At 45.1% G+C, this 26,841-nt stretch carries 26 protein-coding genes and 2 pseudogenes; 11 read left to right on the forward strand and 17 right to left on the reverse strand.

Translation table 11 applies throughout. The annotated features are described in order from the left end of the window. Window positions 1-327: pseudogene (locus ACOJS8_RS14260) on the reverse strand (hypothetical protein); the annotation flags it as partial. Between the two features lie 171 nt (window positions 328-498). After that, window positions 499-1,572: a sensor histidine kinase gene (locus tag ACOJS8_RS14265; protein WP_420149216.1), complete on the reverse strand. Its 1,074-nt coding sequence runs from the start codon at window positions 1,570-1,572 to the stop codon at window positions 499-501. 258 nt (window positions 1,573-1,830) lie between these two features. Between ACOJS8_RS14265 and ACOJS8_RS14270 the strand changes: the two genes are divergently transcribed. From ACOJS8_RS14270 to ACOJS8_RS14280, 3 genes are all read left to right on the forward strand, one after another. Beyond that, on the forward strand, window positions 1,831-2,967 hold the full coding sequence (locus ACOJS8_RS14270; protein ID WP_420149217.1) for a sensor histidine kinase: 1,137 nt from the start codon (window positions 1,831-1,833) through the stop codon (window positions 2,965-2,967). A 147-nt stretch (window positions 2,968-3,114) separates the two neighbouring features. After that, window positions 3,115-4,239 carry a sensor histidine kinase gene (locus ACOJS8_RS14275; protein ID WP_420149218.1) on the forward strand — a complete coding sequence of 375 codons (1,125 nt, stop codon included), beginning with the start codon at window positions 3,115-3,117 and terminating at the stop codon, window positions 4,237-4,239. Continuing rightward, on the forward strand, window positions 4,236-5,018 hold the full coding sequence (locus ACOJS8_RS14280) for a LytR/AlgR family response regulator transcription factor (protein WP_420149219.1): 783 nt from the start codon (window positions 4,236-4,238) through the stop codon (window positions 5,016-5,018). Before ACOJS8_RS14275 ends, ACOJS8_RS14280 begins: the two co-directional genes overlap by 4 nt. Window positions 5,019-6,022: 1,004 nt before the next feature. On the opposite strand, the gene ACOJS8_RS14285 is transcribed toward ACOJS8_RS14280, so the two are convergent. From ACOJS8_RS14285 to ACOJS8_RS14300, 4 genes are all read right to left on the reverse strand, one after another. Further along, window positions 6,023-7,060, reverse strand: coding sequence for a fatty acid desaturase (locus tag ACOJS8_RS14285; protein ID WP_420149220.1), 1,038 nt, complete (start codon window positions 7,058-7,060; stop codon window positions 6,023-6,025). A gap of 79 nt (window positions 7,061-7,139) precedes the next feature. Beyond that, the gene (locus ACOJS8_RS14290; protein WP_420149221.1) at window positions 7,140-7,517 is read right to left on the reverse strand and encodes a hypothetical protein; all 378 of its coding nucleotides are present in this window, start codon (window positions 7,515-7,517) and stop codon (window positions 7,140-7,142) included. Window positions 7,518-7,581: 64 nt separating this feature from the next. After that, window positions 7,582-7,761, reverse strand: a complete 180-nt coding sequence (locus ACOJS8_RS14295) for a hypothetical protein (protein ID WP_420149222.1) — start codon at window positions 7,759-7,761, stop codon at window positions 7,582-7,584. 400 nt (window positions 7,762-8,161) lie between these two features. Continuing rightward, complete coding sequence (locus ACOJS8_RS14300; RefSeq protein ID WP_420149223.1) at window positions 8,162-8,614, reverse strand: cold shock domain-containing protein; 453 nt, start codon at window positions 8,612-8,614, stop codon at window positions 8,162-8,164. 299 nt (window positions 8,615-8,913) lie between these two features. Between ACOJS8_RS14300 and ACOJS8_RS14305 the strand changes: the two genes are divergently transcribed. Continuing rightward, window positions 8,914-9,105, forward strand: a complete 192-nt coding sequence (locus ACOJS8_RS14305; RefSeq protein ID WP_420149224.1) for a cold-shock protein — start codon at window positions 8,914-8,916, stop codon at window positions 9,103-9,105. Between the two features lie 359 nt (window positions 9,106-9,464). Here ACOJS8_RS14305 and ACOJS8_RS14310 read toward each other — a convergent pair whose 3' ends face one another. The 4 genes from ACOJS8_RS14310 to ACOJS8_RS14325 form a co-directional block, all read right to left on the reverse strand. Then, a complete protein-coding gene (locus ACOJS8_RS14310) occupies window positions 9,465-10,676 on the reverse strand; it encodes a glycosyltransferase family 4 protein (RefSeq protein ID WP_420149225.1) in 1,212 nt (403 codons plus the stop codon). Between the two features lie 80 nt (window positions 10,677-10,756). Further along, entirely contained in the window at window positions 10,757-11,551 is a 795-nt protein-coding gene (locus ACOJS8_RS14315; RefSeq protein ID WP_420149226.1) for a glycosyltransferase family 2 protein, read from the reverse strand. Then, the gene (locus ACOJS8_RS14320) at window positions 11,548-12,144 is read right to left on the reverse strand and encodes a WcaF family extracellular polysaccharide biosynthesis acetyltransferase (protein WP_420149227.1); all 597 of its coding nucleotides are present in this window, start codon (window positions 12,142-12,144) and stop codon (window positions 11,548-11,550) included. Before ACOJS8_RS14320 ends, ACOJS8_RS14315 begins: the two co-directional genes overlap by 4 nt. 32 nt (window positions 12,145-12,176) lie before the next feature. Next, window positions 12,177-13,109, reverse strand: coding sequence for a glycosyltransferase family 2 protein (locus tag ACOJS8_RS14325; RefSeq protein WP_420149228.1), 933 nt, complete (start codon window positions 13,107-13,109; stop codon window positions 12,177-12,179). A 238-nt stretch (window positions 13,110-13,347) separates the two neighbouring features. On the opposite strand from ACOJS8_RS14325, the gene ACOJS8_RS14330 reads away from it, so the two are divergent. The 3 genes from ACOJS8_RS14330 (at window position 13,348) to ACOJS8_RS14340 (ending at window position 16,190) form a co-directional block, all read left to right on the forward strand. Then, on the forward strand, window positions 13,348-14,112 hold the full coding sequence (locus ACOJS8_RS14330; RefSeq protein ID WP_420149229.1) for a methionyl-tRNA formyltransferase: 765 nt from the start codon (window positions 13,348-13,350) through the stop codon (window positions 14,110-14,112). Window positions 14,113-14,184: 72 nt separating this feature from the next. Beyond that, window positions 14,185-15,033, forward strand: coding sequence for a polysaccharide deacetylase family protein (locus ACOJS8_RS14335; RefSeq protein WP_420149230.1), 849 nt, complete (start codon window positions 14,185-14,187; stop codon window positions 15,031-15,033). A gap of 50 nt (window positions 15,034-15,083) precedes the next feature. Then, window positions 15,084-16,190, forward strand: a complete 1,107-nt coding sequence (locus ACOJS8_RS14340; RefSeq protein ID WP_420149231.1) for an acyltransferase family protein — start codon at window positions 15,084-15,086, stop codon at window positions 16,188-16,190. Window positions 16,191-16,206: 16 nt separating this feature from the next. On the opposite strand, the gene ACOJS8_RS14345 is transcribed toward ACOJS8_RS14340, so the two are convergent. Further along, window positions 16,207-17,337, reverse strand: a complete 1,131-nt coding sequence (locus ACOJS8_RS14345; RefSeq protein WP_420149241.1) for a glycosyltransferase — start codon at window positions 17,335-17,337, stop codon at window positions 16,207-16,209. Between ACOJS8_RS14345 and ACOJS8_RS14350 the strand changes: the two are divergent. After that, a pseudogene (locus ACOJS8_RS14350) lies at window positions 17,316-17,372 on the forward strand (hypothetical protein); the annotation flags it as partial. The gene ACOJS8_RS14345 and the pseudogene ACOJS8_RS14350 sit on opposite strands and share 22 nt — an antisense overlap. Here the strand turns inward: ACOJS8_RS14350 and ACOJS8_RS14355 are convergent. The 6 genes from ACOJS8_RS14355 to zwf form a co-directional block, all read right to left on the reverse strand. After that, window positions 17,349-18,518: a glycosyltransferase family 4 protein gene (locus ACOJS8_RS14355; RefSeq protein ID WP_420149232.1), complete on the reverse strand. Its 1,170-nt coding sequence runs from the start codon at window positions 18,516-18,518 to the stop codon at window positions 17,349-17,351. The pseudogene ACOJS8_RS14350 and the gene ACOJS8_RS14355 overlap by 24 nt on opposite strands. Then, a complete protein-coding gene (locus ACOJS8_RS14360) occupies window positions 18,518-19,888 on the reverse strand; it encodes an O-antigen ligase family protein (protein WP_420149233.1) in 1,371 nt (456 codons plus the stop codon). The genes ACOJS8_RS14355 and ACOJS8_RS14360 overlap by 1 nt, the downstream gene beginning before the upstream one ends. A 27-nt stretch (window positions 19,889-19,915) precedes the next feature. Next, window positions 19,916-20,803, reverse strand: coding sequence for a glycosyltransferase family 2 protein (locus ACOJS8_RS14365; protein ID WP_420149234.1), 888 nt, complete (start codon window positions 20,801-20,803; stop codon window positions 19,916-19,918). Between the two features lie 129 nt (window positions 20,804-20,932). After that, window positions 20,933-21,655, reverse strand: coding sequence for a 6-phosphogluconolactonase (pgl, locus tag ACOJS8_RS14370; protein ID WP_420149235.1), 723 nt, complete (start codon window positions 21,653-21,655; stop codon window positions 20,933-20,935). 6 nt (window positions 21,656-21,661) lie between these two features. After that, entirely contained in the window at window positions 21,662-22,006 is a 345-nt protein-coding gene (locus ACOJS8_RS14375) for a cupin domain-containing protein (protein WP_420149236.1), read from the reverse strand. Window positions 22,007-22,071: 65 nt separating this feature from the next. Continuing rightward, window positions 22,072-23,571, reverse strand: a complete 1,500-nt coding sequence (gene zwf, locus ACOJS8_RS14380) for a glucose-6-phosphate dehydrogenase (protein WP_420149237.1) — start codon at window positions 23,569-23,571, stop codon at window positions 22,072-22,074. Between the two features lie 130 nt (window positions 23,572-23,701). On the opposite strand from zwf, the gene rpiB reads away from it, so the two are divergent. From rpiB to ACOJS8_RS14395, 3 genes are all read left to right on the forward strand, one after another. Next, window positions 23,702-24,136: a ribose 5-phosphate isomerase B gene (gene rpiB / locus ACOJS8_RS14385; RefSeq protein ID WP_420149238.1), complete on the forward strand. Its 435-nt coding sequence runs from the start codon at window positions 23,702-23,704 to the stop codon at window positions 24,134-24,136. A 102-nt stretch (window positions 24,137-24,238) separates the two neighbouring features. Further along, the gene (locus ACOJS8_RS14390) at window positions 24,239-25,999 is read left to right on the forward strand and encodes an ABC transporter ATP-binding protein (RefSeq protein ID WP_420149239.1); all 1,761 of its coding nucleotides are present in this window, start codon (window positions 24,239-24,241) and stop codon (window positions 25,997-25,999) included. Between the two features lie 35 nt (window positions 26,000-26,034). Further along, on the forward strand, window positions 26,035-26,781 hold the full coding sequence (locus ACOJS8_RS14395; protein WP_420149240.1) for an FUSC family membrane protein: 747 nt from the start codon (window positions 26,035-26,037) through the stop codon (window positions 26,779-26,781). Window positions 26,782-26,841 lie beyond the last annotated feature (60 nt).

The raw sequence follows: 26,841 nt of genomic DNA on the forward strand, positions 1-26,841 counted from the left end.
GGCTATCGTGCCGAAAACAAAGCAGGGCGTAACAAGCATGAACACAAGAACCAGCCGCCAGACGCGCTGCCAGGTTTGCCCCAGATTAGGATAGCGCCGAATGACCTTTTGCGTAAAGATGTCCAGCGTAACCAGGCAGCATCCGGCAATAAGTAGATTTAGAGTAGTGGCCGGAAAGAAGATCAAAGGATCAGTCCAATAGCTGGGGCCGATGACCCAATACGTCAACAGCGGAATAAACCACGGGAACAGTAACAGAAAGTGCCACTGAGTCTGAGGCCGAACGCGCGGCAATCGACGATATAAGTCAGCAGCAATCTGCTTCATAACATACGTATGACTATGGGTTTAAAATCGGTAGCAAGTTGCGTATAGGATTCGTTACGTTCACACCAAAATGCACCGAACTGCCTTTTTCTGCGGCTGTTTTGCACAAAGCGGTGTAAGAGTTGTAAAAATATACGCTGGAATTGACCGATAAATAAATTGTTGATTCGCTTACGATTCGCTTACGGTTTGATTGGCCAACAGCGGTAAGAGAACCGTAAAGTATTCGTCGGTTTCTTCAACCAGTACGTCAACATTACTTATCAACTGGTATTTCGCCCGGAGCGTCGACAGGCTGGCCTGCAACGTCTCGACTTTAACAACTTTACGTTGCAGGTTGTTTTGCACCAGCACGGCTCCCTGGGACGTTGTTTTTATGCTGATCAGCAGTGGTTTTCCCGGCGACATTACGTTGTGTTTGATCGCGTTATCGACCAGGGTTTGCAAGCTTAGAGGAATCAGCATGCGTTCTGAATAAGCCGGGTCGATGGAATGCGTAATGAATAAGCTCGGACCGTAGCGTGTTTGCAATAGATTACCATAGCTGGCAATAAAATTCATTTCGGTTCTCAGACTAACCAATTCGCGGTCGTTGGCCTGTAGCAGATAGCGATACACTTTCGACAACTCATCGACAAACTTCCCCGCTTTTTGCTTGTTTTCGCTGATAAGTGACGACAAGGATGTCAGGCTATTGAACAGAAAATGCGGGTTGATTTGCATTTTCAAAGCGTCTAGCTGATTCTGGTACGCAGCCTGCCGAAGACGTTCGCTGGCTGTCTGGTCTTTATGCCATTGCTGATAAGCGTAGGACAAACTAAGGACTGTGCAGAAAGTAAAATCGAATAGTAATGTCAGAATGAGTATGGGCCGGATAACCGTCCAGGTAAACTCTGTTTTGAAAGCAGGAATCAGGCTGTAAACAAACACGTCGAGTAGAACCGCTGCACTCGATAAACTACTGAGTACGACCAACAAGGTCAGCGTACGCTGCGTTGATTGCTCTACGTCAGGATAATAACTAATCGCCCAACGTACGGCTTTGCTGATAATGAATGTTGACAGAAAATACAACATCAGCAGCAACGCACTACCGCCAATAAGTAAGCCCGGGCTCGAAAAATAAGGCGGTCCGATTAAATAATAATTGCAAAGAGGAATTAGTACAGGAACGAACAGAGCATGATAGCCAAGCTCCCATTTTGATACGTTTTTAGTCAGATATTGATAAATGGTTCGAACCATATAGTACTGGTGGTGCAATCGTATAACGATTCAGCCGTCTAAATTAAGCAGATTTGACGAAATGCGCCGGAGCGTACTGGATTTGCCAAGACATTTAATCAGCTTACGGTAACCGTAATACGTTTCTACAGATTATGAGTTGAGTCAGCCATTACAATTCATACACCAGTTTTCTCAATTCATACAACCTTTTTAACACTTGCTGCACCTCTGGCCTGACTATTGGTGGGTACGAGCCGACTTTTGTCAATTCGACCTATGATTCCCTTACGTACTAACTGGTCTGCTTTCGCTGCAATAGATAATTACCGGCCTCACTTCTTTTTTAAGCGTGAGTGGCAATGGCACGTGTTTATGATGCCGTTGCTATTTCCGATTGCCAATTATTACTTTATAGGGCTGCCTTATTTTACAAACCTTTCTTTCTTTCTGGTCGGAACGGCCCTGGCATTTGGATTATACTGGGTTTCTGTTTTCCTGCTGACACTGGCCATACGCTGGGTTATTCGGCATTATCCGGGCATGCAGCAAACCATTCCCCGAACCATTGTGATGCTACTGGCTGTCGGCACCATCACCATAGTGCTCTCGATTTTTTACGTATGGATCTACAGCCTCGTTCCAATAACAGGTGTTACGTTTAACTGGTCGATTGTACGGCCAATATGGGTTACTGGGCTACTCTTCGCTGCGTTTCTGTGCATAGCGCTGGGGTTAATTTATTCATATGCGCAATGGAAGCTGGAACTTCAGGAAGATGAACAGCTTCAGCGCCAGGCTTTACAGCATCAATATGATACGTTGAAAGGTCAGTTGAATCCGCATTTTTTGTTTAATGCGCTCAACTCACTCTCAGTGCTGATTGGCGAGGAGCCCAAACAGGCGGAAGAATTTGTTGACAAAATGGCGCGCGTGTATCGGTACATGCTGCAAAGCGGCCGATCGACGGACCGGCTACGCGATGGCAGATCATCTATCGAACAAAGTGAACTTGTTACGTTGCAGGCCGAACTGGAATTTATTCATCTGTATGCTGATCTGCTACAAGTACGTTATAACAACTGTTTGCGTATTGAGCGGCCGGCTGAGGTCAGCAACGTACATTTGAACTGCCATCTGCTCCCGCTTAGCTTGTTAACTCTGGTCGATAATGCAGTGAAACACAATAGTATGTCGGCCAGTAAGCCACTGGTAATTTCCATCGAGATTACACCCAACGGATGGCTCCAGGTGACCAACAACCGTCAGCAAAAAACGATACGTATGGAAACCATCCGGGCGGGTCTGGTCAGCCTGGTCGCTCAGTACGATCTGCTAAGTCAGGAGGCCGTTGTTGTGGAAGCTACGGATACTTATTTTAAAGTCTCTTTACCACTTTTCAATCAAAAAGTTTAGTGAAACGTACTGAAACACAGATTCGGTTAAGGGTTCTTTTCTGCCAATTCACATCACTGTTTGTGCAATTGATCCAACCCAGCAAAATGATTCTATCACATTACTAGTATCTTTATCATATCAGGGTAACCGACCTAGCCACGTACTATGAATAGAATTGCATTCGACCGTATTTGCTCCGTGCTACGCCTGACAGCGCGCGGCAGATGGTCGTATGTTCTGCTGATACCCTGGTTTGTTCCCACATTAAGTTACCTGGCTGTTGGCCCATCTTATTTGCAGGACTGGCAGGTATTTCTGGGCGTTACGTCCCTGGTCTGGCTTTTAACAACCATTGCCTTCATCCCGCACGACTGGGCGGCTGATGCGGTTGTTCGTAAATACCCCGAACTGCACCAGACCATCATACGTGCCGCCACGATGGCGCTGGCATTTACCGGTCTGTCGGCTTTCTTTTTGTCCCTATACGCCTGGTTTTTTATTCATTTCCACCCCTTCGGTTCGAAGCTCACCACAGACTCTTTAGTTTCCGTTTATGGTTTCGATCTGATTGCTATTTTATTGCTGGTAGGTATCAACGAAACGTCGTATTCCCTGAACCGATGGCAGCAGCATCAGGTCAATAAAGAAAAACTCAAGAAAGAAAATTTGCAGGGAAAGCTACAGGGGCTAAAAAGTCAGGTCAATCCGCATTTTCTGTTCAACAGTCTGAATTCACTGTCGTCCTTAATTGCTGATGAGCCTAAGCGCGCCGAACAGTTTGTCGATCAGATGGCGCGCGTATATCGGTACATGCTGCAAACAAACCGATCGTCGGGCGATGACGTATCTACTGACGAAAGCGACGAATTAACCACGCTAGATGTAGAGTTAGGCTTTATTGATTCGTATTATCATTTACTGAAAACCCGGCACGGAGATGGTCTGCACCTCAGCGTACAGGTTGACGACTATTACCGTCAGCATCGACTTCCTCCGCTTACCTTACAGTTGCTGGTCGAAAATGCAGTAAAGCACAATGTGATACTGGCTAGTCGACCGCTACGTATCGAAATCATGACAACTTCGGACGGCTGCTTACTGGTAAGTAATAATATCCAGAAAAAAGCCGCACGTTCAGAACTAGTTCGGGTTGATTCAACGCAGGTTGGCCTGGCTAATATCCGGGCTAAATATCAATTACTAGCCCAGTCGGAACCCATCATCAAGCCTGGCCCCGATTCGTTTACCGTTATTTTACCTCTACTCCAAAAAGCCCTGATCAACGCATGAATGCTCTGATTGTTGAAGATGAAGAATTAGCTGTACGTAAGCTTAAGAAATTATTGAATGAAGTTTCGCCCTCACTGGCCGTATTAGGCGTCACAGCCAGCATTGAGGATACTGTATCCTGGCTGGAAAATCATCGGGCGAGTGGCGACCCCGATCCGGACCTGATTTTTTTAGACATCGAACTCGCAGACGGTCAGAGCTTCGAAATTTTCGAGCGGACGCCAGTACGTAGTACGGTTATTTTCACTACGTCGTATGATGAATATGCCCTACAGGCGTTTAAAGTAAATAGTATCGATTATTTGCTAAAACCGGTACAGCGCGAGGATTTACAACGTAGCCTGCAAAAATACGAAGACCTACGTGGCCAGACGGTCGAAGCCCCGGCTTTTAAAATTGAGAAACTGTTACAGCAGCTTCAAGGGCAGGCGCCCCGCAATTATCGTCAGCGTTTTCTGGTACGTCAGGGCCAGCGCATGCTATCTGTGGAGGTTGGCGACATTGCCTATTTCTACACAGATGAACGGTATAGTTTCTTTGCTATGCATTCAGGCCAAAAATTCCTGGTCGATTATACCCTTGACGAACTAGCGGATGCACTTGATCCGAATCGCTTTTTCCGGATTAATCGGGGTGTTCTAGTAACCCATCAGGCTGTGGAACAAATGCAGCCTTATTTCGGCAATCGACTTGCGCTAAGTCTTCGTCCAGTTTTTGATAAAGAAGCTCTTGTCAGTCGCGAGAAGGTTAGTGATTTCAAACAATGGATGGGAAAGTAGCTTCTTTTTGCAGAATCCACGCAATTTGCGTATTTTTGAAGCACGATATGAATGACTGGCGTTTTGGCTATACCCATTCATAAGTAGAGTTGGTCCTGTAGCTCAGTTGGATAGAGCATCTGCCTTTATCGTTAGGAGCCATAAAATTGGGAAACCGTTTATGGGATGTTGTCAAATTCGGCGAACTCTTCTAACCTTGAATGTCTTACTCGATGACAATCAGCACAAAGTAAAATACATTTGTCTAGCTCTGTTTAGATAGCAGACCATGACTTCAGGCGTAGTTTAGTCCAGTCGTGGCCTTTTCTAAATGGATCTACATGATGAAATTCAAAGACCGAGTAATGAGTAGTTGAAAGGTGTAAACCACAATCAGTACACTGATTTCCTTTATAGCTGATTGCTTTTCGTTTACGTTCGAGCCATCGGTTTACTGCCTTCTGGCTGAAACAAACCTTACAATAACACATTACATCTTGGCTGTGAGCCTTCGATTTGTAGAAGCTCTCACTGGATTTCTCGATTTTACAGTTAGTGCAAATTTTCATTTTGACGACCCGGGTTAATGATAACACCGAGCCAAGCCCTGGTTAAACAGGTGAAGGTGTAGAGACTAAACGGCAACCACCTACGTTCTCCAAACGAGAATATGGTGAAGACATAGTCCAGACCACAAATGTATAAGAAACACTTGTACAGCAGTGAAAACTGCAGTTGGCATGCTAAGCAGACGGTCAAGCGTTCGAGTCGCTTCGGGATCACGTAAAAAAAACCACTTACAGACTTTTTGCTGTAAGTGGTTTTTTATTTGATACACCTCATAAATCTGAAGCTATCTCAACACAACTGGTGACTATTCGGTGATTTTTAACTCATTTAGTTTTCCTTACTCTGGTGGCTGAATACCAGTAGAGTTTGGGCTCTACTCGTTTAGAATAAAAGAGAGTATCAGCGGAAACGGAATTATCAGAATAATAATATTACAGGAACATCTGAGGCAAAAATCATGGTTGACTTATAACTATACTCTTTTGACCTGCGTACTTTTTCAAAAAATCTTTTTTGTTATCCCGATAGGAAGAAACAGCTCCAAGTTTGTATAAACTAAAAATATAAACCCAGGCCATATCCAATTGAAAAGGCAGAAAACCAGCACGTGCGCTGCTCGGATATAGATGATGGTTATTGTGCCATTCGCCGGAAAATAGCCCCGGTCTCACCTGATTGACAGAGAGGTTCCGTCTGTCGAAATCAACTCCTTCGACGTGTTTTACCTCTCCCTTACCGTGCCCAGTGTAATTAAAGGCACGGACCAGAACAAACCAAAACATAGCACCTGTAAACAAAGCGCAGGCCAGACCATGCCCCCCAACCAAGAAAAACAAACCATACCAGAATGCCCAATTTAGAAGCCAGAGGCCAATGGTATAAAAAGGAGAAGCGATTGATCCCCACTTTAAATAGGCAGCGTACGTATTAATCCAAACACCCGTATGTTTCAAAAATCCTGCGGCTCTGGCATACTCATCTTCCGTTAAATCCTTGGCAATACTTTGGTGATTGACGTCCGATAACATACAATACATAAAGCCTCCCCTAGCGTTATAGGGATCGCCTGGCAAATCCGATTTAGCATGGTGAACATGATGAGAGACAACATAGATCTCTTCCGGAAACGTCCTTAGAACAAGGTTTTGTGTAACAAATCGCCAGAAAGGATGACTAAATGTATAAGCTTTGTGAGTGCTGTATCGATGAAACCAGATAGTGCCATGTGTGCTCATAATTAGCATACTATAAAGTAGGCCAATTAAAAATAAGGGAATTGAAAAGAATTTAAAAAAAGCAAGTAAAACGAATGGAACAAGACAAGCAGCCATTACCCAGCTGATGGCCGAAATCCAATTCTTGCGTGTGGCAAATACATTAATTCGTGCTAGCGCTTCTGCATACAACTCGCCTGTGGTTGGAATGACTAAATCACCATTTTCATGAGCCCATCCGTAGGATGGTTTTTGAAGAACCCTATCAATAAATGACATTATTAAAAATTTTATACGTTGAGATACTAGGCTTAAAAAGCCGCATGGTTAACCCGTTGATAGAGAAAGACGACTAAATCTACCTGGCTTTGCTCTTGATTTCATCTAAAACAATAATCTCGGCAGTTATACGGTTATTATCTGCCATTGCTTTAGCAAAAGTAGAGTGACCTTTAGGAGCCATTAGAAATAACTGACCACCATTCAAGAGGGCCAATTGGTAGAGTAATTTTAGCTTAACGGTTAAGTATTCCGTATCTTTTGTTTTAAGTATGACCTCAAAATATGATTTTCGGTCAAATTGTTGCCCCGTTACGTCAGGTATAAACGACTCGCCATCACCTTGCCGACCATAACTTCCTGGTATCGAATATCCCTCGGCATTGGCTTTAATGTTAGAATAACCACGGATTCTGGCCCAGTCAACTACTTTCGGAATATAGGCTTGTTTGTTCATAATAAAGATTAACGATACGTTTAGAATAGTGTATGAGTGTTTTAGAGCCAGCAAATTTAACGAGTCAACAATCGTGAAGAGTAAATTGTGGAATTAAATCCGTACGTTTTGACGCCTGCTCTGGCGTTAAATAAAGAACGGTTTTTGGCATGTTCTGCACTAAATAAGGCTTTTTACTAGCTTCTATTAATTGTTGAGCAATCCGCTGGCGATCTTTAGTGGTTGGTTTTGGAGCCTGTTTCATAGGGAGGCAGTAGCGTTAAAAGCAATTTTATATGAGAAATTATAGTCAATTAATAGTTGACAATATAGGATTGTAATAAACCGTAGCGCAATAATTCAGGTTGTTTTATTCAGTTGCAATCAGTGCCAGTAATGCGGAATCAGCGTTGACGGCAACAGAATAATAATAGCTGAGAGCACTGTAAGCTTACCTGTTGTGTTTACCTGTAAACAGCTTTCGACTAGTAGTGGGCAAGTAGTATAGATGGTGGTTAACTGAATACAACCGCCAGCTTCTATCAGTGGAGAGCGTATCCGGGTGAAGGCAAAACCCCATTCATTCTAAAAGTTAACGCAACAGGCTATTAGCTATTGCTTCAAAGCAATTGAAGAGAAACGGACTTACCCGGATATCAATTCGATTAAGTAAGCTTTTTTACATCAATGGCTCGGAGTCCCTTCTCAGCCGTTTCCACCTGGAAGCTCACTTTATTATCCAATTGAATTTTATCTATAAGCCCACTTTTATGAAAAAAAATTGTCTGTTGAGAGTGACTGTCTTTGATAAACCCATAGCCTTTCGATTCAGCATATGAGCTGATGACCCCCTCCCGATAAGCTCGATCAGGTACATTTTCTTGTCTACTAACACGGATCACAATATCATCAATGTCTACCGTTTTCATCCGTTGCAGGTCAGGGGGTGTATGCGTCAGGTTACCATTTTCATCAACATAGGCCAGCATTGTATCGAGGCTCTGCCCTTTGCTGGCACTGGCTTTACGATCTTCTTTTTTCTTTTCTTTATCTTTTCTCTTTTTATCTCTGGCTTTTTCCTTCTCTTTTTTCGAAAATGTTTCCTGTGATCTACCCATAGGGATTATCGGGATTAATGTAAAGTAATGACTAGATAAAAATCCAAGTAAAGGCTTGGATAAAACGACATGGCCCCAATCAGTCGAAACCTGGTTACCTGTTACGACTGATTGGGGCCACATTTACCTTTAGAACCAATGCCCTACTCAATAAGTTGCGTCTTTTCGTTTATTTATCCATAAAGCATTTAGAAGAACTTGCTTAACATAGGTTCTTTATAGGATAAATGTAAAAAAAATAAAGCAAATAGTAGTAATCTCGATTTATATTGTCGTTATTTGTGACAAATCATAAAAAAATGCAAGAAGGAACAGTAAAATTTTTCAATGAGACCAAAGGGTTTGGCTTCATTAGCCCAAGCAATGGTGGCGACGATATTTTTGTACACGCTTCAGGTCTTATCGATCAAATCCGTGAAAATGACAAAGTAAAATTCAATGTCGAGCGCGGTAAGAAAGGCTTAAATGCCGTGAACGTCGAAATAGCTTAATTGTAAGATATAGCTAGTTAACTTTGGGAAGCATGCCTCACAAGGCATGCTTTTTATATATGGGGTAAATAATAGAAAACAAAGGGGTATGGAAACGGCCCGCCAAGCTATGAACCAGCCCGAGACCAAAAGAGACCGTTTATTTTAATCAACGTACAGGAAAGGTCGTTTGGTAACAGTAATTTTCCTCAGCTTTATATTCTCACCTAACTAAGTCGTCTCCTATTACTATACTCTACATTAATTGCGCTGATAATTAGGCGAATGTACTCTAATTAACCTACTTTATATCAGTAACACGTAACAAAACAGAGAGCCCGCTAGCAAGTAAGCTAGCGGGCTCTCTGTTTTGTTACGTGTTATAAATAATCGACAATACGTCTGCGGCCTGCTACGCTGTTCTTCCACTCACGACGTAGCATAGCTTTCCGTAAACGTGGATGTGTAGACATATACATTGCACGCATTTTAAGGCCAAAACTTACGAACATATATAAGCCAAAAAGGCAACCTAAAATGATTAATGATAACGTATTGGATATGTTACGATGTAATAAAAAGAACATAACTGTATTGAACAACGATACACCACATAGTACGGCTGTAGCTTCAATATGTGATAGCCCGTTGTCTAGCAGTATATGGTGCATATGGTTACGGTCGGCAGAGAAGGGGGAACGACCCGCAAGAATCCGAACCAAAAACACCCGTAACGTATCAAAAATTGGAACAATCAGAATGACAATTGCAACAATTGGCGCATTGAAAAAGGCCGTCGGTTCGTAACGATAGGATGCATTTAGATTTACGAAACGCACAGCAAAGAAGGCGAGCATAAAGCCAATTATCAATGAGCCAGTATTGCCCATGAAAATCTTGCTGGTTTTCGAAAAATTGAACCGTAAAAAACCGATTAATGCACCAGACAGTGTGAAAGCCAGACAAGCCATTGTGAAATGATTTGTTAGTAGAAACCAGCCTCCAAACGTACCACTAGCGATGGTAGCAATACCGCCTGCCAATCCATCAATGCCATCAATGAGGTTAATGGCATTGGTGAGCGCAATGAAAATAAAGCACGTCAGTAAAATACTAACAACTTCTTCAATATGATGAAACCCTAAAATACCATACAGATAGTCGACGCGCAGCTCACCAAAAAAAATCAGAATTATAGAGGCAAGCACCTGAAAAAGAAGCTTTTTCGTAGGGTCAATGCCTACTAAATCATCTTTTATGCCGACGAAGAACAGGATAGTCATGCCCACAATGGACAGATTGGTGCGGTAGATATCCGTCTGGTCGATACTTGGCCACAAGAAATACCCAATCAGAATAGCGGCAAAAACAGCTATTCCGCCGAAGGTTGGCGTTGGTGTTGTGTGAGCCCGCCGTTCGCCTGGTTTCTCCATGAGTGATTTCAGTTCAGAAATACGGATAACAACCGGAATGGCGACAACGGAAACAAAACAGGCAACTAAAAACGCCAGTACACACTGGTACAAGCCCAGCATGAAAAGTTCATCACCGCATTTATGTTGTAGATAAGCAATAAACAGGTCTATATTCATGATGTGGGTTTTTGTTAGAAAATAACCCGCTGATTTCAAGAGAGGGGCGTAAAAATCAACGTTTTCGACAACTATGCAAACTAATTTGATTTAACGGCTTCCTGCTGCGTATCAGAAAGCCTCGGCGGCTTGGTAAGGTACTGGTTTATTTTACGTAGCGGCTTTAACCAGAACGTAAAGAAATAAGGAGTTAGATTGTTGACCTGCCAGGCTAAGCGATCTTCCCGGTTAGCCCGTAGGCGGTTTTTTACACTACTGTTACTGATTCCGCCCATTCTCATGACAATGGTTACTTCGTCCATGTAGCCCAGTTTAATCTTGTTTTTATGAATGAAGCGTAGCATAAGCTCATAATCGGCTGCGCTTTTCATGTCAAGTCGGAATAAACCGTACTGCTCATAAAGTGAGCGTTTTGCAAAAAAGGATAGATGACCAGGCATCCAACCCCAGAGAAATGCATTTCCGGAATACCAGCCCGACCGCCAGTATCGCTTTATTTTACGAGTATCATCCCGATCTACGTACATCATATCACCATAAACCGCGTCGCTGCCCGTCCGCTCGAACGTAGCAACCATGTTTTCAATGACGCGATTGTGACGATAATAATCGTCAGCATTGAGTAAGCCGATCACCTCGCCCGTTGCCATACCTATACCTTTATTCATGGCATCGTATAAACCCTTGTCGGGTTCAGATACAAACTTAGCAATTCGCTTACCGTATGATTCTACAATCTGGACTGTCCCATCGGTCGATCGGCCATCTACGATAATGTATTCAATTTCGGGGTACGTCTGGTTCAGAATCGATTCGATACAATCCCGAATAAATTCCGCGCCATTGAAAACCACGGTTATAATGGAAACTTTCACGCTTTAAACGTTCGTTTTCGGACTAATTTGGCTGGATTGCCCTGGTAAACTCCGTACGCATCCAGCGAATGCGTGGCTACCGAATTAACGGCCAATACGGCATGTGACTCACAGCGTACACCCGCGCAAACCACAGATTTAGCGCCTATCCATACGCCATCCGCTAACGTAATAGGCCGGGTTGTCAAATCAAAAGTCGGCAGACTGTAGTTATGGTTACCCGTCAGAATCATAGCGCCCTGCGAAAGACAGGAATTATCGCCAATCACAACTTCGCTAAGGTTATCGATCCACACCTGCTCACCAATCCAGACATAATCCCCTATCCGAAGTAACCAGGGATATTTGATGTTAACCGCGGGTTTGATCATAACCCCTTTTCCAATCTTAGCCCCAAATAGCCTGAGAACAGCTACTTTAATGCTCGATGGTACAGGCAAATAGGTATTCAAAAAATAAGCATTTGTCAAAAACCAAAGTATCACTCGCCACCGCGGTCCGTGGTCGTACCAACTGTTATCAAAAATCGACAGGTCCGTCCTGCCATTTGGCTGGCTGGTTGGTAAGTTATACGAATCTTTCTGTGCTTCCATCTTGCAAACTTCCGAGTGGCAAAGTCATTCGTTTAGGCTTGACTGACCTGTTGTGGACGAATAGCTCTCAGATCTTTCCCGTATTCCGTTCGGAAATAGTCAATTATTTTGTCTCTATCCTGCCCAACCCGAATGTTCACCTCCATCAGTTTTGCATCGACCAAAAAGCGATACCACAGTGCCTGTAGAAAACACCAGACAAAACCAGCGTGCCCATCCAGAAAGCCCATCCGTACAAAATACCGATAAATAAAATACAGAATGGGCCGGGTGAACAACGGCAGTGAGGCATACTTTTCTTTCAGAAAACGAACACGTTGCTCCTGCGTACCGAACAGTTTAGGTTGCACTTTTTCGGCATTATCAAATTGATACCGATAATTAAGCAGATTGATCATTTCCAGAATGGTGTAATGATTATGTTTCTGCGTCCACCAGGTCAGGTTGTTCAAATTATGATCAACAATATCGTGCTCAAACTGAATGGGCTCACCTCTGGTAATTTTGATATGCTCATCATGCCAGACCTGCTCGCAGAACCCATCACCCCTACGCCACAAACGTAACAACCAGATCGGATAAAAACCTCCGTGGCGCATCCAACGGTTCAGGAAAAATACGCGACGTTTTACATAAACACCCCCTACTCCATCCGGCAAACTTGTTAATCGGCGATTGATTTCGTCGGCTAACTCCGGCATTACGTATTCGTCGGCGTCCATGCGCATCAACCAGGTCGTCTGAAAAGGCGTATGTTCAATGCCGTAATTAAACTGCGTTGCGTAGTTGACCCACACGTTCTGAACAACAACGGCCCCCATCGATTGAGCGATTTCTACGGTTCGGTCTGTAGAAAATGAATCAACAATGAAGATTTTATCCGTAAACGGAAGTAAGCTCTGTAAACAGCGAGTGATGTGTTTTTCCTCGTTGTGCGTCAGAATGATGACAGATACATCAGTCATACTCTATTGTACTAATATAGAATAAGTGGCCTGTTTCAGTTCTTTTCCGAGGAAAAAGGCACATTTTACCAGCATACTCCCTGGCCTTTTAATTATGCAATATTATAACTTTTTTTATATAGGACAAAGCTTTCAAATCTACTTCACAAAAGTATCATATTGTTTTTGTACTATTTTCGAAGAGCAAACTATTCATTAGAATACGTACTTTTGTGACCTTACTACTCTACCAGTTTGTATGCGCCTTGTGATTCTTACGCAGGATGATCCATTTTACCTGGCCCGTAACATCGATTACCTCCTGAAAAAACTTCCTCCTTACGCCGAAGTGGTGGCTACTGTTGTCTTCGACGTATCGCCTTTTGGAAAGCGGGAAAGTTTCATGGAGAAAATGAAGAAAACCTACAATATCTTTGGTTTACCTTTCTTTATTCGGTACGGGTCTAAATTCGTCATGTCCAAACTCGACAGTCGGAACAACGTACGTAAGGTACTCTCAGAGCGAAATATTCCGCTAGTTCACATTGAGGGTAGTATTAATAAAGACGAAAATCTGGAGAAGCTGCGGGCTTATAAACCCGACCTTCTGGTGTCGATTGCCGGCAATCAGATTTTCAAGCAAAAGCTATTGGACATTGCTACGTTCGGCTGTATTAACCTCCATACAGCACTGTTGCCCAAATACCGGGGCTTGATGCCTTCCTTCTGGGTATTGAAAAATGGCGAAACGCACACAGGAGTTTCTGTCTTTTTTGTTGACGAAGGTATTGACAGCGGCCCTATTCTGGTTCAGAATAAGCTCGCCATCGGCAATATGACCCAGGCTGAACTAATCGACGTAACGAAAAAAATGGGAATGGACGCCATTCTGGAGTCTATCGAAAAAATTCACTCGGGCAAGTACGAACTTATTGAGAACGATGCCTCGCAGATGACTTATTTTACCTTTCCTACCCGCGATGATGTAAAGGCTTTTCTGGCACGCGGGAAGCGGTTTTATTAATTACCAGTTACCAGTCGTTCGATACGTTGATTACAACCCTATTTATTATCGACTGGCAGCTAACGACTTTTTATGAATATACTGACGTTCGATATTGAAGAGTGGTTCCATATTCTGGATAATGCGTCAACTCGTACCGAAGCCGAATGGGGGCGTTACGAAACACGTATTTACGAGAATATGGATCGTATTTTCCAGCTTTTAGACGATACCAATAGCCGTGCTACGTTTTTCTGTCTCGGCTGGGTTGCCGATAAGCATCCTGATGTAATCCGACGTATCGACAAAGCAGGGTTTGAGATTGCTACGCATTCCTACGCGCATCAGCTTGCGTACGAGCAAAGTCCAGCCGACTTTCAGACTGACTTAGTGCGCTCGATTAAACACTTACAGGATTTAACAGGGAAAAAAGTTCGATCGTACCGCGCTCCCGGGTTTTCGATCAAAGAATATAACCGCTGGGTGTTCCCAATTCTGGTTGAGCAGGGAATCGAAATTGATTGTTCTGTATTCTCCGCCCGTCGTGCACACGGTGGCGATGCCTCACTTGGCATGTTTGAACCGGGGTATCTGAACGTAAACGGTACGTTGCTGAAAGAATTTCCGATCAATACGGCTTCTGTACTGGGACAGGATTTGATCTTTTCTGGTGGAGGGTACTTCCGGCTGTTTCCCTACCCTATGATTAAGGAGCTGATGCGACGGTCCAACTACGTCATGACGTATTTTCATCCCCGTGATTTTGATCCTGGTCAGCCAATGATTCCGGGATTGAGCCGTGCCCGGCAGTTTAAGTCGTATTATGGCCTTAAGAATTGCCTGCCTAAACTCAGGCAACTCCTGATTGATTTTCCTTTTGTGGATCTGGCCCAGGCTGAACAAGCTGTAAACTGGAATGAGATCGTACCAGTAACGATTTGATTAAATTATATTTACCCTGCTCTTTTGGCAGTTGCTAGTGGGCTTATTGTATGAAACTCCCCCAATTAACCTTTACCCGATTTCTAGCGGCTATTCTCATTGTTGTTTTTCATATACCTTCTCATACCCTTCGTAATCTTCCTGCTGTTGGCCTTTTGCTGTCTAAGGCACCAGCCATGGTAAGTTATTTTTTTCTTCTGTCTGGATTTATTCTGGTCGTTTCCAATGCGTCAGGCACTGATTTACCCACTCAGATTGCCAGGCGTCCGTTTTGGGTTAATCGGTTTGCCCGAATTTATCCATTACACCTATTTGCCACTGTAGCCACGTTTCTATTACTCTATCCCACTTTACAGGTTGATACGAACGTATTACCGTGGGGTATAGCCACCTTTATACCCGAAATTACGCTACTGCATGCCTGGGTTTTAAAATGGACACCTTCCTTAAACTATCCAAGCTGGTCCATATCGGTGGAAGCTGTATTTTATTTGATTTTTCCCTTCCTTTTTCAGTGGCTAATTCGCAAAACAACCGCTCAGATTATCCTCTTTGCCGCTCTAACGTGGGTTATCAATCAATATATCTTTATCTACTATTATGATAAGGCGACGTCTCCACCTATTCTCTTATACCTCCCCTTATTTCACTTAAGTACGTTTATTTGTGGAGTTTGTACAGGTATATTGACGTTAAGACACTGGCAAATTATGGTCAGAACTCGCTCCATAATCACAGCGCTTTTCCTGCTTTTCTTGGTATCAACCATTTACCTGATACTTGATGAAGCTCGTCTGATGATCTATTATCATGATGGTCTGTTAGCTCCCTTGTTTATTCTGGCTATTCTATTTTTAACCGTACAGCAGGGCGCTTTCGCTCGATGGCTTAGTCAGCCCAGGCTAGTCTACCTGGGTGAAATCAGTTACGGAATTTATCTGTTACAAGTACCCGTTGGTTTAGCATCGATTCAGTTAAACCAGCGTTTTATACACCTCAACTCTACCCTATACGTAGCTTTTTATCTAGGGTTACTCTTTATCATTTCTGCTCTCTGCTTCGAAAAAATCGAAACACCCTCTCGCCGTTTACTACGCAAGTGGTTAAATCCAGCTCATGTAACTCCGAAATCCGCTCAAAAAAGCGTAGGTGTTTAAGGCAACGTAACGCTTATTACCGATGCACAATTCCTTTGTACGTATCCAGCAATCGTCTGGCAAGCACATCAATATCGCATTCTTCAGCAATCATTTTCTGGGCGTTGCGTGCCAGTTCTGCCGCTTTATCCGGATTATTGAGTAGATACGTCAGCCCATCGTATACAGATTGTTCCGTTGGCTCGCACAGATGAGCCGACTGGTACGAACGGATATAATCTCCAAAACCAACGTGTTCAGTCAGCAGAGAAGGCACGCCAGTAGCTAATGCTTCCAAAGCAGCAATGGCGAAGCTTTCCGAGTAGGTCGGTAATGTGAATATGTCGGCATCAGCGAAAGCGGCTAATTTTTGCTCTTTAATGAGCATTCCCGGTAATAAAATGCGCTCCTGTAGTTGATGTTGTTGAATAAACTCCTGTATGGTCGATAAATAACCATCGTCTGGCCCCACCAACACAAGCTGCACATCCTCTCGTTCGTTACTTAGGCGCAGAAAAGCCGCCAGTAATACGTCCAGTCCCTTCTTAAAATTTAATCGGCTCAGAAAAAGGATAACCTTCTGATCAGGCCGGATTCCGAACTCCTGCCGAAACAGGCCGCGTGGCGGTAATTGTTTAAATTCAGCCGGTCGAAGGCCGTTGGGAATAATAACTACATGCGGATGCGGATGCCCCAAGTAGCGCCGAACATCGTCTACTTCCTGTCGATTATTTACATGAATAACGGGCGTATCGGCTGTCCACTTACGCTGACCGAACCAGGATATCAACTGCTTTTTCCAATAACTGCGACGTATGGTCCATCGATCCAGCAAGCCATGCGTCGTAAGGATTTTGGGGGGGCGCAATTTCATTACGTATGGCGTTACGCTCCCAAAATGCCAAAGGCCATGCACATGAATAAGATCAAAGTCATTCCCATGTTTCTTTAGATACTGCCAGAGCCCAACTGAAAATTCGGGGAAAAATCGACTGAACCAATGACGTGTTACTGGCACGACTACCACACCAGGTGCCGTATCGTAAATAACATCATCAGCTGAAACAGGGGTGAGAATGGTTACTTCGTGTCCTTCGGCAGCATGAACCCGCGTATGATCGAAAATCATTTTAGCGGGTCCACCAATTGCCCAGGTATAAGCGCAAATGTGCAAAATCTTCATTTTCTGAGAATATATGTAAAGCCGTTCAGCATTTCCTGCGCAACGACTTCAGGCGCGTAGGGAGCGATAAGTTTTTGCGCCCACCGACTCATTTCTGATACGTTCACTTGTTCATTTATAAAACGTAGCAGCAACTGAGTGAGCTGATCGGGTTGGTCTGGGCTAAAAATGAAGCCATTCTTACCATCCTGCACCAGATCAGGAACGCAGCCGCAACGGTCTGAAACTAATACAGGCATGCCACAGGCCATCGCTTCGTTAACAACCAACCCCCACGGCTCCGATCGGCTTGGCAGCACGAGTGCATTGCTCATTGCCAGCACCTCTGGTACTTGATACCACGGGCGGCCCGGTATTAACCTAACTGATACCGTTAAGTTGAGTGCTTTAATTTGATGACTAAGCTGATCATGTTCCGGCCCATCCCCCAGCAGAATTAATCCCCAGCCAGCCGCTTGTGCCGACTGCTTTTGTGCCTCGGCGAAAGCTGTCAGTAACATGGATAGGTTTTTAAAGGCAATTAAGCGACCAACAAAAACAAAATTATTGGGCCGTAAGCCTAGCGCCTGTTGCTGCTGTTCCCGGTTAATCAACGCCTGTTCATACCCTGCACGAATCGCGTTGTTATCTACAGCATTTTTACGTAGTAAAATTTTTTCTGGTCTGACACCCAACTGGATCAGGTAATCAGCGGATTGATTACCAAAGCAGAAGAAACCATCACACAACCGAAAAATGCTACGTTTCAGGGCCTCTTTCCAGTTTCCGCGCTGATGATCGGCTGCGGTACTTTCGTTCTGCATAATGACACGAATTCCTGTCATTTTCGCCCAGAGCAGAAGCATAATTTGCGCCGGGTCGTAGTAGCCGGTCAACGTAATAACATCCGGTCTGAATTTGCGGACATGGTGAAATAAGGCCTTACTACGTTCCTTGACCGTTATTTCTTCCCAAAAACGATCGAACAGTAACGTATAATCATACTGATACGTAGGCGTTTTCTCATCGGTTATCACTTCCAGCCCAGCCCGTGAGCGCTCGTTTCGGGCAATTTGAATGACCTTAAACTGAACATTTGCCTGCGGATCGACAAGTTGCTGAATCGCCTGAAACACACTGGACTTATAATGCGACCAGAGTAGATTATGAACAATGAGGATGCGCATTAAGTCGGATTTGAAACAACAACGTATTGCTCACCCTTCACTTCAGCGGGATGATCGGATAAATAGATGGGAAACAAATGTTCGACTCCTATAAATCGGATCATCATAGCCAGCGGGATCCAGAAAAACATCTCATAGGGACGGCCATTAGTAAACAACTGGACCAGAATCAGCATATAAAAATACGCTAAAAACACGCTGAGCTGGTTTGGATGAATTCGCATGTTTCGGATGGAATAATAAAGAACCATACCGTTGATCCCACCGAACAGGATAAAGCCCAGAACCCCCAGATTGGTCAACGCTTCAATGATCGGTATATCCAGATACTGATATTTATAGCCATATCCAAAGACAAGCATATTCATATGTCCGATCAAGATATTTGTCAGAAAACCAAAGCTGGTTGAACGGTTAGCCGCCGAATCGTCTAATACCGCTTTGTAGGCCACTCCCTGCGCTTGCATACCTAAAAGCGCATAAACGTTTTCCAGGTTACGGTCGATAAAACCGATTACGTAACTGGACAGAACACTGTAGATATCATCGTACCGGCGAAAAAACAGGATAATTCCCACCACACCAATGCACATGACGATTATAGGCCCTGGCTTGAAGATTCCCCGAACGGCCATCCGTATTTGCGTGGATCGAACATTGAAAACGATAAAGAAAAAGACAGCAATAATCAGCGCGACAATGGCGGAGCGCGTTTGTGTCAGCACCAATACGGCAATGCTCAGAACACCGGAAAACAGCGATAGTAACCGGAAAAAGAAGCTGGTATCAGGACGCATCAGCCAGATCGCGCAGGCCACCACACCCATGAAGGCATTTCGGGCAAATACGTGCGGGTTACCTGATCCGTCTTCGCTGTTGTTGAGAACGATCGTTGCCCGCTGGCCGATAGCCCAGCTAGGATCTGTTATCAGGGAGTAGACAAGACCCAGGTTGGACACCAGCGTAAAAAAGACAATGACCGGTATAATTACCGTGATGATATCATTAGGTATGTTGATCAACAGAAATAGAAAAATAAAGATAAACGCAAAGTATATCATTTCTCTTCCCTTATCCTGCACACCCGGAGAGGCATAAACATACATATAGATAATGCTGAGCAGCAGAAATCCTATTCCCAGCCAGAACATAGTAATGTTAGGGCGATATAACCGACGTAGCACCGTAAACGGAACCATCAGGACTAAGCCGCCCGCGAAGGCTGCGGCAGTGAATGCCGAACTCCCTGGAGCCAGTCGCAGCGCATCCCTGAAAAAGAAAATTAAAGGATATCCGTCTACGAGTATGCAGATGCCCACACACAAACGTATGTAGTCAAGTTTCTGCACAAAACGAATTAAATCATTCATAAACGATGTCTCGTTTCGGTTTACGGTTCATTTTCTTGATCGGCTCAATTGAAGTCGATGCCGAACATACCCAAACTCCCCCTTCAACAAAAACGCCAGCAATTTACGTAATCGGCAGTATCGCTGCCAGAAAGTGGAGCTAAGTGATGAAGTTAATTTGGGGCGATATTTTTCCTTAATCAATTGATGCTCAGCTAAGCCTACTGATGTAATTGTAGACGATTTTGCATTAGGCTGAACCCGAAAGCCTCCCCAAAACCCGTCGACGTGCTGAAACCGAATTCCCGGAACGACACCTAATCGAGCCACAATTTCATAATCAATAACAAATTGCAGGTTTTCATCGAGCAGGCCAACCTGGTTGAGTCGTTCACGTCGGATAAACAGCGACTGATTAAAAACCTGCATTCCTTCATAAATATGACATTCGACGCAAAAGTCGGGAGCCCGCATCTCCTCCAGAATAACGTCGTTCTCATCGGTTATGTACATGTCCCCGAAAAAAACGTCCGTATCCGGCGACTTACGCCATGCATCAGCGACACGGTCGAAAGCATGGGGGGCAAACACGTCGTCCGAATTCTGAAACGCTACGTAATCACCCGTTGCTCGTCGCAGACCTTTGTTAATTGCATCAGTCTGGCCTTTATCTTTTTCGCTTACCCAGCCCGTTAGATAAGATTCGTACTTTTTGATGATATCAACACTGCCATCTGTCGAACCGCCATCAATAATAAAGTATTCGAGGTTTGGGTAGTTCTGGTTCAGTACGCTCAAAATTGTACGTTCTAAATAATGAGCCTGATTATAAGAGGGCGTAACAAGTGTTAGTTTCGGATAGCTTTTTGCGCTCTTGCCAGTATCTGGCTGAGGACTGTGCCGTTTCGAAACAAATGAATGGAGCGATTCGCCCATATAATTTTATGCTGTGGAGTTAACCAATTACCAACAGCCCATAAAACTGCAGTCAATCGGAATTTGCATTCTTCCAAGAAAACGCGCAGCAAAAATAAGGTTATTTGTTCACAAAACCTTATGGGTCTATCAATCTAAATCAGCGGCCGCTTTTTCGTCGACCAGCCAGATCAACTCTCCATGGTCCGGTTTAATCATCTGAGAGGGATATTTGTCTGGATTAAAGGCTCCTTCCAGAACTTCTTTGAGCGGTTCAGCTTTCTTAGGGCCAGCTACTAAAAACACGATACAAGTCGCCCGATTGGTAACAGGAGCGGTGAGCGTCAGGCGGTACATATCCTGCTGCTGTAAAAAATAAGCTTTTGTCCAGGCTGTCTGCTCATGAACGACTTCAGTGCCCGGAAACAGCGAAAGCGTGTGTCCGTCATCGCCCATACCAAGCAACACCAAATCGAACGTAGGACCAGTATCCCCAAAATAGTCGTGTAAAATCCGGTCATAGTCGGCAGCAGCAGCTTCGGGTTCCAGATCTGTGCGCCATACGTGAATCTGATCCTCAGGCGTATACACATGCCCAAGCAACGTATCGTATGCCATTCCGGCGTTGCTCTGCTCGTCGTCGATGGGAACGTAGCGTTCATCGCCCCAGAAAATGTGTAGCTGCGCCCATGGAATCTGTTGTAAATAAGGCGGTTTAGCTAATAGTTCATGTAATGCTTTTGGCGTACTTCCACCCGACAAAGCGATTGTAAATCGATCCTTTGTTTTTAACGTATCCTTAATACGCTTCGTAATCAGGTCGGCCGCGGCTTTGGCTAACTCTGTAGGATTCTTTTTAACGATAAGCTGCATAATTTTTCAGACAAAGTCTTCGCGCATTGGCGTAAAAATATCAACCAGTACGCCTGCTTCTTCACAAACAGCACCGTGCCAGACATTCGGCGGAATGTAATACGCATCGCCAGTCCGTACCGTTCGGATTTCGTCACCAATCGTAATGGAAAACGCCCCGCTCGCTACGTAGCTCATCTGCGTATGATAATGGCTGTGGGGAGTGCCAATACCTCCTGTTTCGAAAGCTACTTTTACCATCATCAGGTTGGCGTCGTAGGTCATGATTTTACGCTTGACACCTTCAGCAACCTGTTCCCAGGGCAGATTCTGATCATCAACAAAAAGCGCATTGAGTTGATTGGTCGTCATGACAAAAAAGTCGATAAGGGTTAGTCAGGAATCGATAGCGTTAGCGCGTCTACTGATATCTGTAGTTATTTTGTCATCCATTGAAACCCGTCTTTCTCAACGAGCTGCATAGCCGCTTCGGGTCCCCAGGAGCCAGGTGCATAGTTCGGAAAGTCTGGCGTTTCGTCGGCCCAGGCATCCAAAATTGGCGTCACAACTTTCCAGGCAGCCTCTACCTGATCGGCCCGCATAAACAACGTAGCGTCGCCCGTCATTACGTCCAGCAGCAGTGTTTCGTACGCTTCCGGCTCCTGAACCGAATACGCATCCTTGTAGCTGAACACCATCTCGACCGGATCAATAGCCAGTGCCTGTCCGGGTCGTTTTGCCTGGAATTGCAACCGAATATCGCGGGCAGGCTGAATACCAATCGTTAAATGGTTCGGTTCCCAGCTGTGCGTTGCCTCTTCCGGGAAAGCGTAGTAGGGTGCGGGTTTGAACTGAATCGTTATAAGCGTTGCTTTTTCAGGCAATGATTTTCCGGTACGCAGGTAGAACGGTACATCTTCCCAGCGCCAGTTATCAACGAAAAGCTTTACGGCCGCAAAGGTTTCAGTCGCCGAATCAGGTTTTACACCTTCTTCTTCCCGGTATCCAGGAGTCGCCTTTCCCTCTTTTTCACCCGGACCGTATTGGCCACGAACAGCTACGTCTTTCACCTGCTCAGGTTTGATCCGGCGAATGGCGTTCAATACGTCTACTTTCTTGTTTCGAACTTCATTCGCATCAAACGAAATGGGGGCTTCGGTAGCTACCATGCACAGCATCTGAAGCAGGTGGTTCTGGATCATGTCCCGCAAAGCACCAGACCCTTCATAATAACCTCCGCGCCCTTCGAGCCCGACCGTTTCAGAAGCCGTAATCTGCACATATTCAACGTAACGCCGGTTCCAGATCGGTTCAAAGAGTGAGTTCGCAAAGCGTAACGCCAGTATGTTTTGTACCGTTTCCTTGCCCAGATAGTGATCAATACGATAAATCTGCTCTTCAGCAAAAAGACCTCCTAAGAGTGAATTCAGCTCCTGGGCTGTTTTCAGATCATGTCCGAATGGTTTTTCAACCACAATCCGAACGTGCGATTTGTCGCCACAGAGCGGAAGCTTACCCAGATTCGTAGCAATGCCCGGAACCAGTTGGGGCGCCACGGCCAGATAAAACACTACGTTCGGCTCTTCATTCCACTCTTTTTTCTTAGCGCCAACAAAATCTGACAGTTTGGAATAAGCCGTTTCATCAGCAACATCCATTTGCATGTAAGAAATAGCGGGCGCAAAGGACTTCCAGGTATCGTCGGGACCGTTCTTTCGGCGCGAAAATTCCTGTACGCCTTCCAGCAAACGCTCCCGGAACGAATCATCCGTAAAAGGACTACGTCCTAAACCGACTACAGCAAAGCGTTCTGGCAAGTATTTATCAATGAACAGGTTATATAAAGCAGGAGTAAGCTTACGAAGATTAAGATCTCCACTTCCCCCGAAGATAAAGAGCACTGTGGCCGGGGGGCGCTGGTTGGTAGCTGGAATCATAAGTCGGTTATATTGACGGGCGCAAATTACCGCCAGTCTGTTTTCCGAACAAGTTTAGTCCGTTAAGGTTTCATCTTAGGCAATGATTCTACTACTTTTGGCCCTTGTTTTTCATTCATTTATATCTCCCATGAAAATTGCTATTGGCTCCGACCACGCTGGTTTCCGCTATAAAGAAGCCATCAAACAAATGCTTATCGATCTCGGGCATGAGGTAATCGACAAAGGAACGTATGCCGAAACACCGTCTGTAGATTATCCACTTTTTATTCGACCCGTTGCCGAAGCTGTAGCGGCTGGTGAAGTGGAGCGGGGCGTTGTCTTAGGCGGTTCGGGCAATGGCGAAGCCATAGCAGCCAACCGGGTACGGGGTGTTCGGGCGGGTTTGTGCTGGAATGAGGAGTCGGCCCGTCTGTGCCGGCAGCATAATGATGCCAACGTCATTTCACTCGGCGAGCGCATGATGTCGGAAGAGACAGCCCTGCAACTGGTTCGTATCTGGCTCGATACGCCTTTTGAAGGCGGCCGGCATCTGGCCCGAATTCAGGAACTGGATACGTATTAATACATGGGGCATAGGGCTTTGGGCATGGAGGTTTGTTCACCTATAGGAATCGCCTTTCTCTCAATACCCTACGCCCCGCGCCCAAAGCCCCATACTCACTCTATGCAGATTCTGTGGAAATATCTTAAGCCTTACCGATGGCTGGCTGTCCTGGCGTTAGTGCTGGCAGGTATTGCCCAGATCCTCTCACTGGTCGACCCGATTATCTTCGGAAAACTGATTGACGAGTACGCTACCCATCCTGGTCAGAAAACCGATTCAGAGAAAATTCAGGGTGTACTACAACTTTTAGCCCTTGCCATTGCCGTGGCTGTCCTGTCGAACATTACCAAAGGGTTTCAGGAATACGTCATGCGATTGGTTGTTCAGAAATTCGGTACTGATATTTTCAATGATGGGCTAAAGCAAACCCTGCGACTCTCCTATCAGGAATTTGGTGATCAGAGCAGTGGCGCTACGTTGTCAATTTTACAAAAGGTACGTACCGACACTGAGAGGTTTATCAATTCCTTTGTCAACGTACTGTTTTCGTCTATCGTTGGGGTAGGTTTTCTCGTTTGGTATGCCGTCACCAAACACTGGGCTCTGGTGCCAGTGTTTCTGATTGGCGTCCTGCTATTGGGAGGAATAACGGGGTTTCTGAGTAAAGAAATCAAAACAACGCAGCGGTCCATCAATCGAGAAACAGCGCTGCTGGCGGGCGTCATTACCGAATCGTTACGCAACATAGAACTTATCAAAAGCCTGGGCTTGACATTTCCCGAAATCCGACGCCTTAATCTCCAGACAGGCCGCATTTTCGATCTGGAAATGTTTAAAGTCCGGCGAGTCCGTCTGCTTTCGTTCTGGCAAGGCACTACGTTAAATCTGTTGAAACAATCGGTTCTTTTTACGTTACTCTGGTTAATTTTTCGTAACGTATTGAGTACGGGCGAACTGATTTCGATGCAATTTATTTCGGTTTCCATTTTCAATCCATTGCAGGATTTAGGCAATATAATCCTGGCGTACCGGGAAGCGGAAGCGGGTTTAAATGGTTTCGATAAACTGATGCAGAAATCCATCGAACGTAACCCGGAATCACCCATTGAGGTAGGCCCAATTGAGCGGCTTCGATTCGAGAACGTAGTGTTCCGACATAAAGATGCGGTTCAAAATGCCATTGATGGGGTTTCCTTCGAAGCGACGCTCGGCGATACCATTGCGTTCGTCGGACCATCGGGTTCGGGCAAATCCACAATGGTCAAATTGCTGGTTGGTCTTTACCGGCCCGTTAGTGGAGAAATCTATTACAACGATACGTCAACAAAAGATCTGAAATTCAATCCGATGCGTCGGCAGATCGGGTTTGTTACGCAGGAAACGCATCTTTTTTCGGGTACCATCCGCGAAAACTTACTGTTTGTTAAACCCGACGCGACCGAAGCGGAGATGCTCGATGCGCTGGACAAAGCCGCCTGCGATCATCTGCTCGACCGTTCGCCCAACGGTCTGGACACACAAATTGGTGAGGGCGGGCTCAAAATGTCGGGGGGCGAAAAACAGCGGTTATCGATTGCCCGCGCGCTGGTCCGGCAGCCGCGTCTGCTGATTTTCGACGAAGCTACCTCGGCCCTGGATTCGCTCACGGAAGAGGAAATAACGGACACAGTTCGGAGCGTATCGGCCATGAACTCGCAGATTACCATTCTGATTGCTCACCGGCTTTCCACGATTATGCACGCCAACATCATCTTCGTTCTGGAAAAAGGCCGGATCGTCGAAACAGGAAATCACGATACGTTAGTTGCCCAGAAAGGACTTTATTACGCAATGTGGCGTCAGCAAATCGGTGAGCGAAAAACGGGTTTATTACCGGCTTAACGGTCGAAGCCCGGTCTGTGAATAAATGAGCGTATATGAACAAACCTGCCCGTCAAGTCAGCTATTTTTTGTCAAGTCAGTACTTTTCTGACGGGCTCAGAATTACGCTGGCCATTCTGTTGCCAGCACTGGCATTGGCCCAATTTGGACAACTTCAGGCGGGTATGACCATGTCGCTGGGAGCTTTAAATGTGAGCATCAGCGACGCGCCGGGCCCCGTTATGCATCGACGTAACGGCATGGCAGCCAGCGTATTGATAAGCGGCCTTGTTACGTTTATCACTGGCTTTGCCCGCCAGAATCCCTACCTGTTGGGAGTAGAGATTCTGGTGTTTGGCTTCTTCTTCTCCATGTTTGGGGTTTATGGCAACCGGGCTACGGCAGTTGGTACGGCCGCTTTGCTGATCATGATCCTGATGATGGAGCGCCCACTTGATACGGTCGGGGTAATCGAAGGAACGGGGCTGGTTATGGCAGGTGCTACGTGGTATATGGTTATCAGCCTGTTAGCTTCGCAGTTGCGCCCTTATCGATTGGCTCAGCAGGCGCTTGGTCAGTGCATCCACGAAATTGCCAAGCTGATGGCCATCAAAGCTAATTTCTATTCAATTTCGACCGATCTGGAAGAGGATTACCGTCGGTTTATTGTCCAGCAGGTGGCTGTCAGTGAAAAGCAGGATGCTGTGCGGGAAGTGCTTTTTAAGAGTAGACGTATCGTAACGGAATCAACCCAAACCGGCCGTTTTTTATTAATGACAATTAACCAAGTTATAGAACTGTAAAAACAGAATATTTGCCAGTAATAAGATTAAAACTATATTAGGGAACGAAAAGGAAAAAAA

Origin of the sequence: Spirosoma sp. (assembly GCF_048594605.1) — a bacterium.
In the GTDB taxonomy this organism is placed as follows: domain Bacteria; phylum Bacteroidota; class Bacteroidia; order Cytophagales; family Spirosomataceae; genus Spirosoma.

Bases quoted from the DNA above. Each gene is read 5' to 3' on its own strand.
- ACOJS8_RS14265 (WP_420149216.1), bottom strand. From the start codon at position 1,572: ATGGTTCGAACCATTTATCAATATCTGACTAAAAACGTATCAAAATGG.
- ACOJS8_RS14270 (WP_420149217.1), top strand. From the start codon at position 1,831: ATGATTCCCTTACGTACTAACTGGTCTGCTTTCGCTGCAATAGATAAT.
- ACOJS8_RS14275 (WP_420149218.1), top strand. From the start codon at position 3,115: ATGAATAGAATTGCATTCGACCGTATTTGCTCCGTGCTACGCCTGACA.
- ACOJS8_RS14280 (WP_420149219.1), top strand. From the start codon at position 4,236: ATGAATGCTCTGATTGTTGAAGATGAAGAATTAGCTGTACGTAAGCTT.
- ACOJS8_RS14285 (WP_420149220.1), bottom strand. From the start codon at position 7,060: ATGTCATTTATTGATAGGGTTCTTCAAAAACCATCCTACGGATGGGCT.
- ACOJS8_RS14290 (WP_420149221.1), bottom strand. From the start codon at position 7,517: ATGAACAAACAAGCCTATATTCCGAAAGTAGTTGACTGGGCCAGAATC.
- ACOJS8_RS14295 (WP_420149222.1), bottom strand. From the start codon at position 7,761: ATGAAACAGGCTCCAAAACCAACCACTAAAGATCGCCAGCGGATTGCT.
- ACOJS8_RS14300 (WP_420149223.1), bottom strand. From the start codon at position 8,614: ATGGGTAGATCACAGGAAACATTTTCGAAAAAAGAGAAGGAAAAAGCC.
- ACOJS8_RS14305 (WP_420149224.1), top strand. From the start codon at position 8,914: ATGCAAGAAGGAACAGTAAAATTTTTCAATGAGACCAAAGGGTTTGGC.
- ACOJS8_RS14310 (WP_420149225.1), bottom strand. From the start codon at position 10,676: ATGAATATAGACCTGTTTATTGCTTATCTACAACATAAATGCGGTGAT.
- ACOJS8_RS14320 (WP_420149227.1), bottom strand. From the start codon at position 12,144: ATGGAAGCACAGAAAGATTCGTATAACTTACCAACCAGCCAGCCAAAT.
- ACOJS8_RS14325 (WP_420149228.1), bottom strand. From the start codon at position 13,109: ATGACTGATGTATCTGTCATCATTCTGACGCACAACGAGGAAAAACAC.
- ACOJS8_RS14330 (WP_420149229.1), top strand. From the start codon at position 13,348: ATGCGCCTTGTGATTCTTACGCAGGATGATCCATTTTACCTGGCCCGT.
- ACOJS8_RS14335 (WP_420149230.1), top strand. From the start codon at position 14,185: ATGAATATACTGACGTTCGATATTGAAGAGTGGTTCCATATTCTGGAT.
- ACOJS8_RS14340 (WP_420149231.1), top strand. From the start codon at position 15,084: ATGAAACTCCCCCAATTAACCTTTACCCGATTTCTAGCGGCTATTCTC.
- ACOJS8_RS14355 (WP_420149232.1), bottom strand. From the start codon at position 18,518: ATGCGCATCCTCATTGTTCATAATCTACTCTGGTCGCATTATAAGTCC.
- ACOJS8_RS14360 (WP_420149233.1), bottom strand. From the start codon at position 19,888: ATGAATGATTTAATTCGTTTTGTGCAGAAACTTGACTACATACGTTTG.
- ACOJS8_RS14365 (WP_420149234.1), bottom strand. From the start codon at position 20,803: ATGGGCGAATCGCTCCATTCATTTGTTTCGAAACGGCACAGTCCTCAG.
- pgl (WP_420149235.1), bottom strand. From the start codon at position 21,655: ATGCAGCTTATCGTTAAAAAGAATCCTACAGAGTTAGCCAAAGCCGCG.
- ACOJS8_RS14375 (WP_420149236.1), bottom strand. From the start codon at position 22,006: ATGACGACCAATCAACTCAATGCGCTTTTTGTTGATGATCAGAATCTG.
- zwf (WP_420149237.1), bottom strand. From the start codon at position 23,571: ATGATTCCAGCTACCAACCAGCGCCCCCCGGCCACAGTGCTCTTTATC.
- rpiB (WP_420149238.1), top strand. From the start codon at position 23,702: ATGAAAATTGCTATTGGCTCCGACCACGCTGGTTTCCGCTATAAAGAA.
- ACOJS8_RS14390 (WP_420149239.1), top strand. From the start codon at position 24,239: ATGCAGATTCTGTGGAAATATCTTAAGCCTTACCGATGGCTGGCTGTC.
- ACOJS8_RS14395 (WP_420149240.1), top strand. From the start codon at position 26,035: ATGAACAAACCTGCCCGTCAAGTCAGCTATTTTTTGTCAAGTCAGTAC.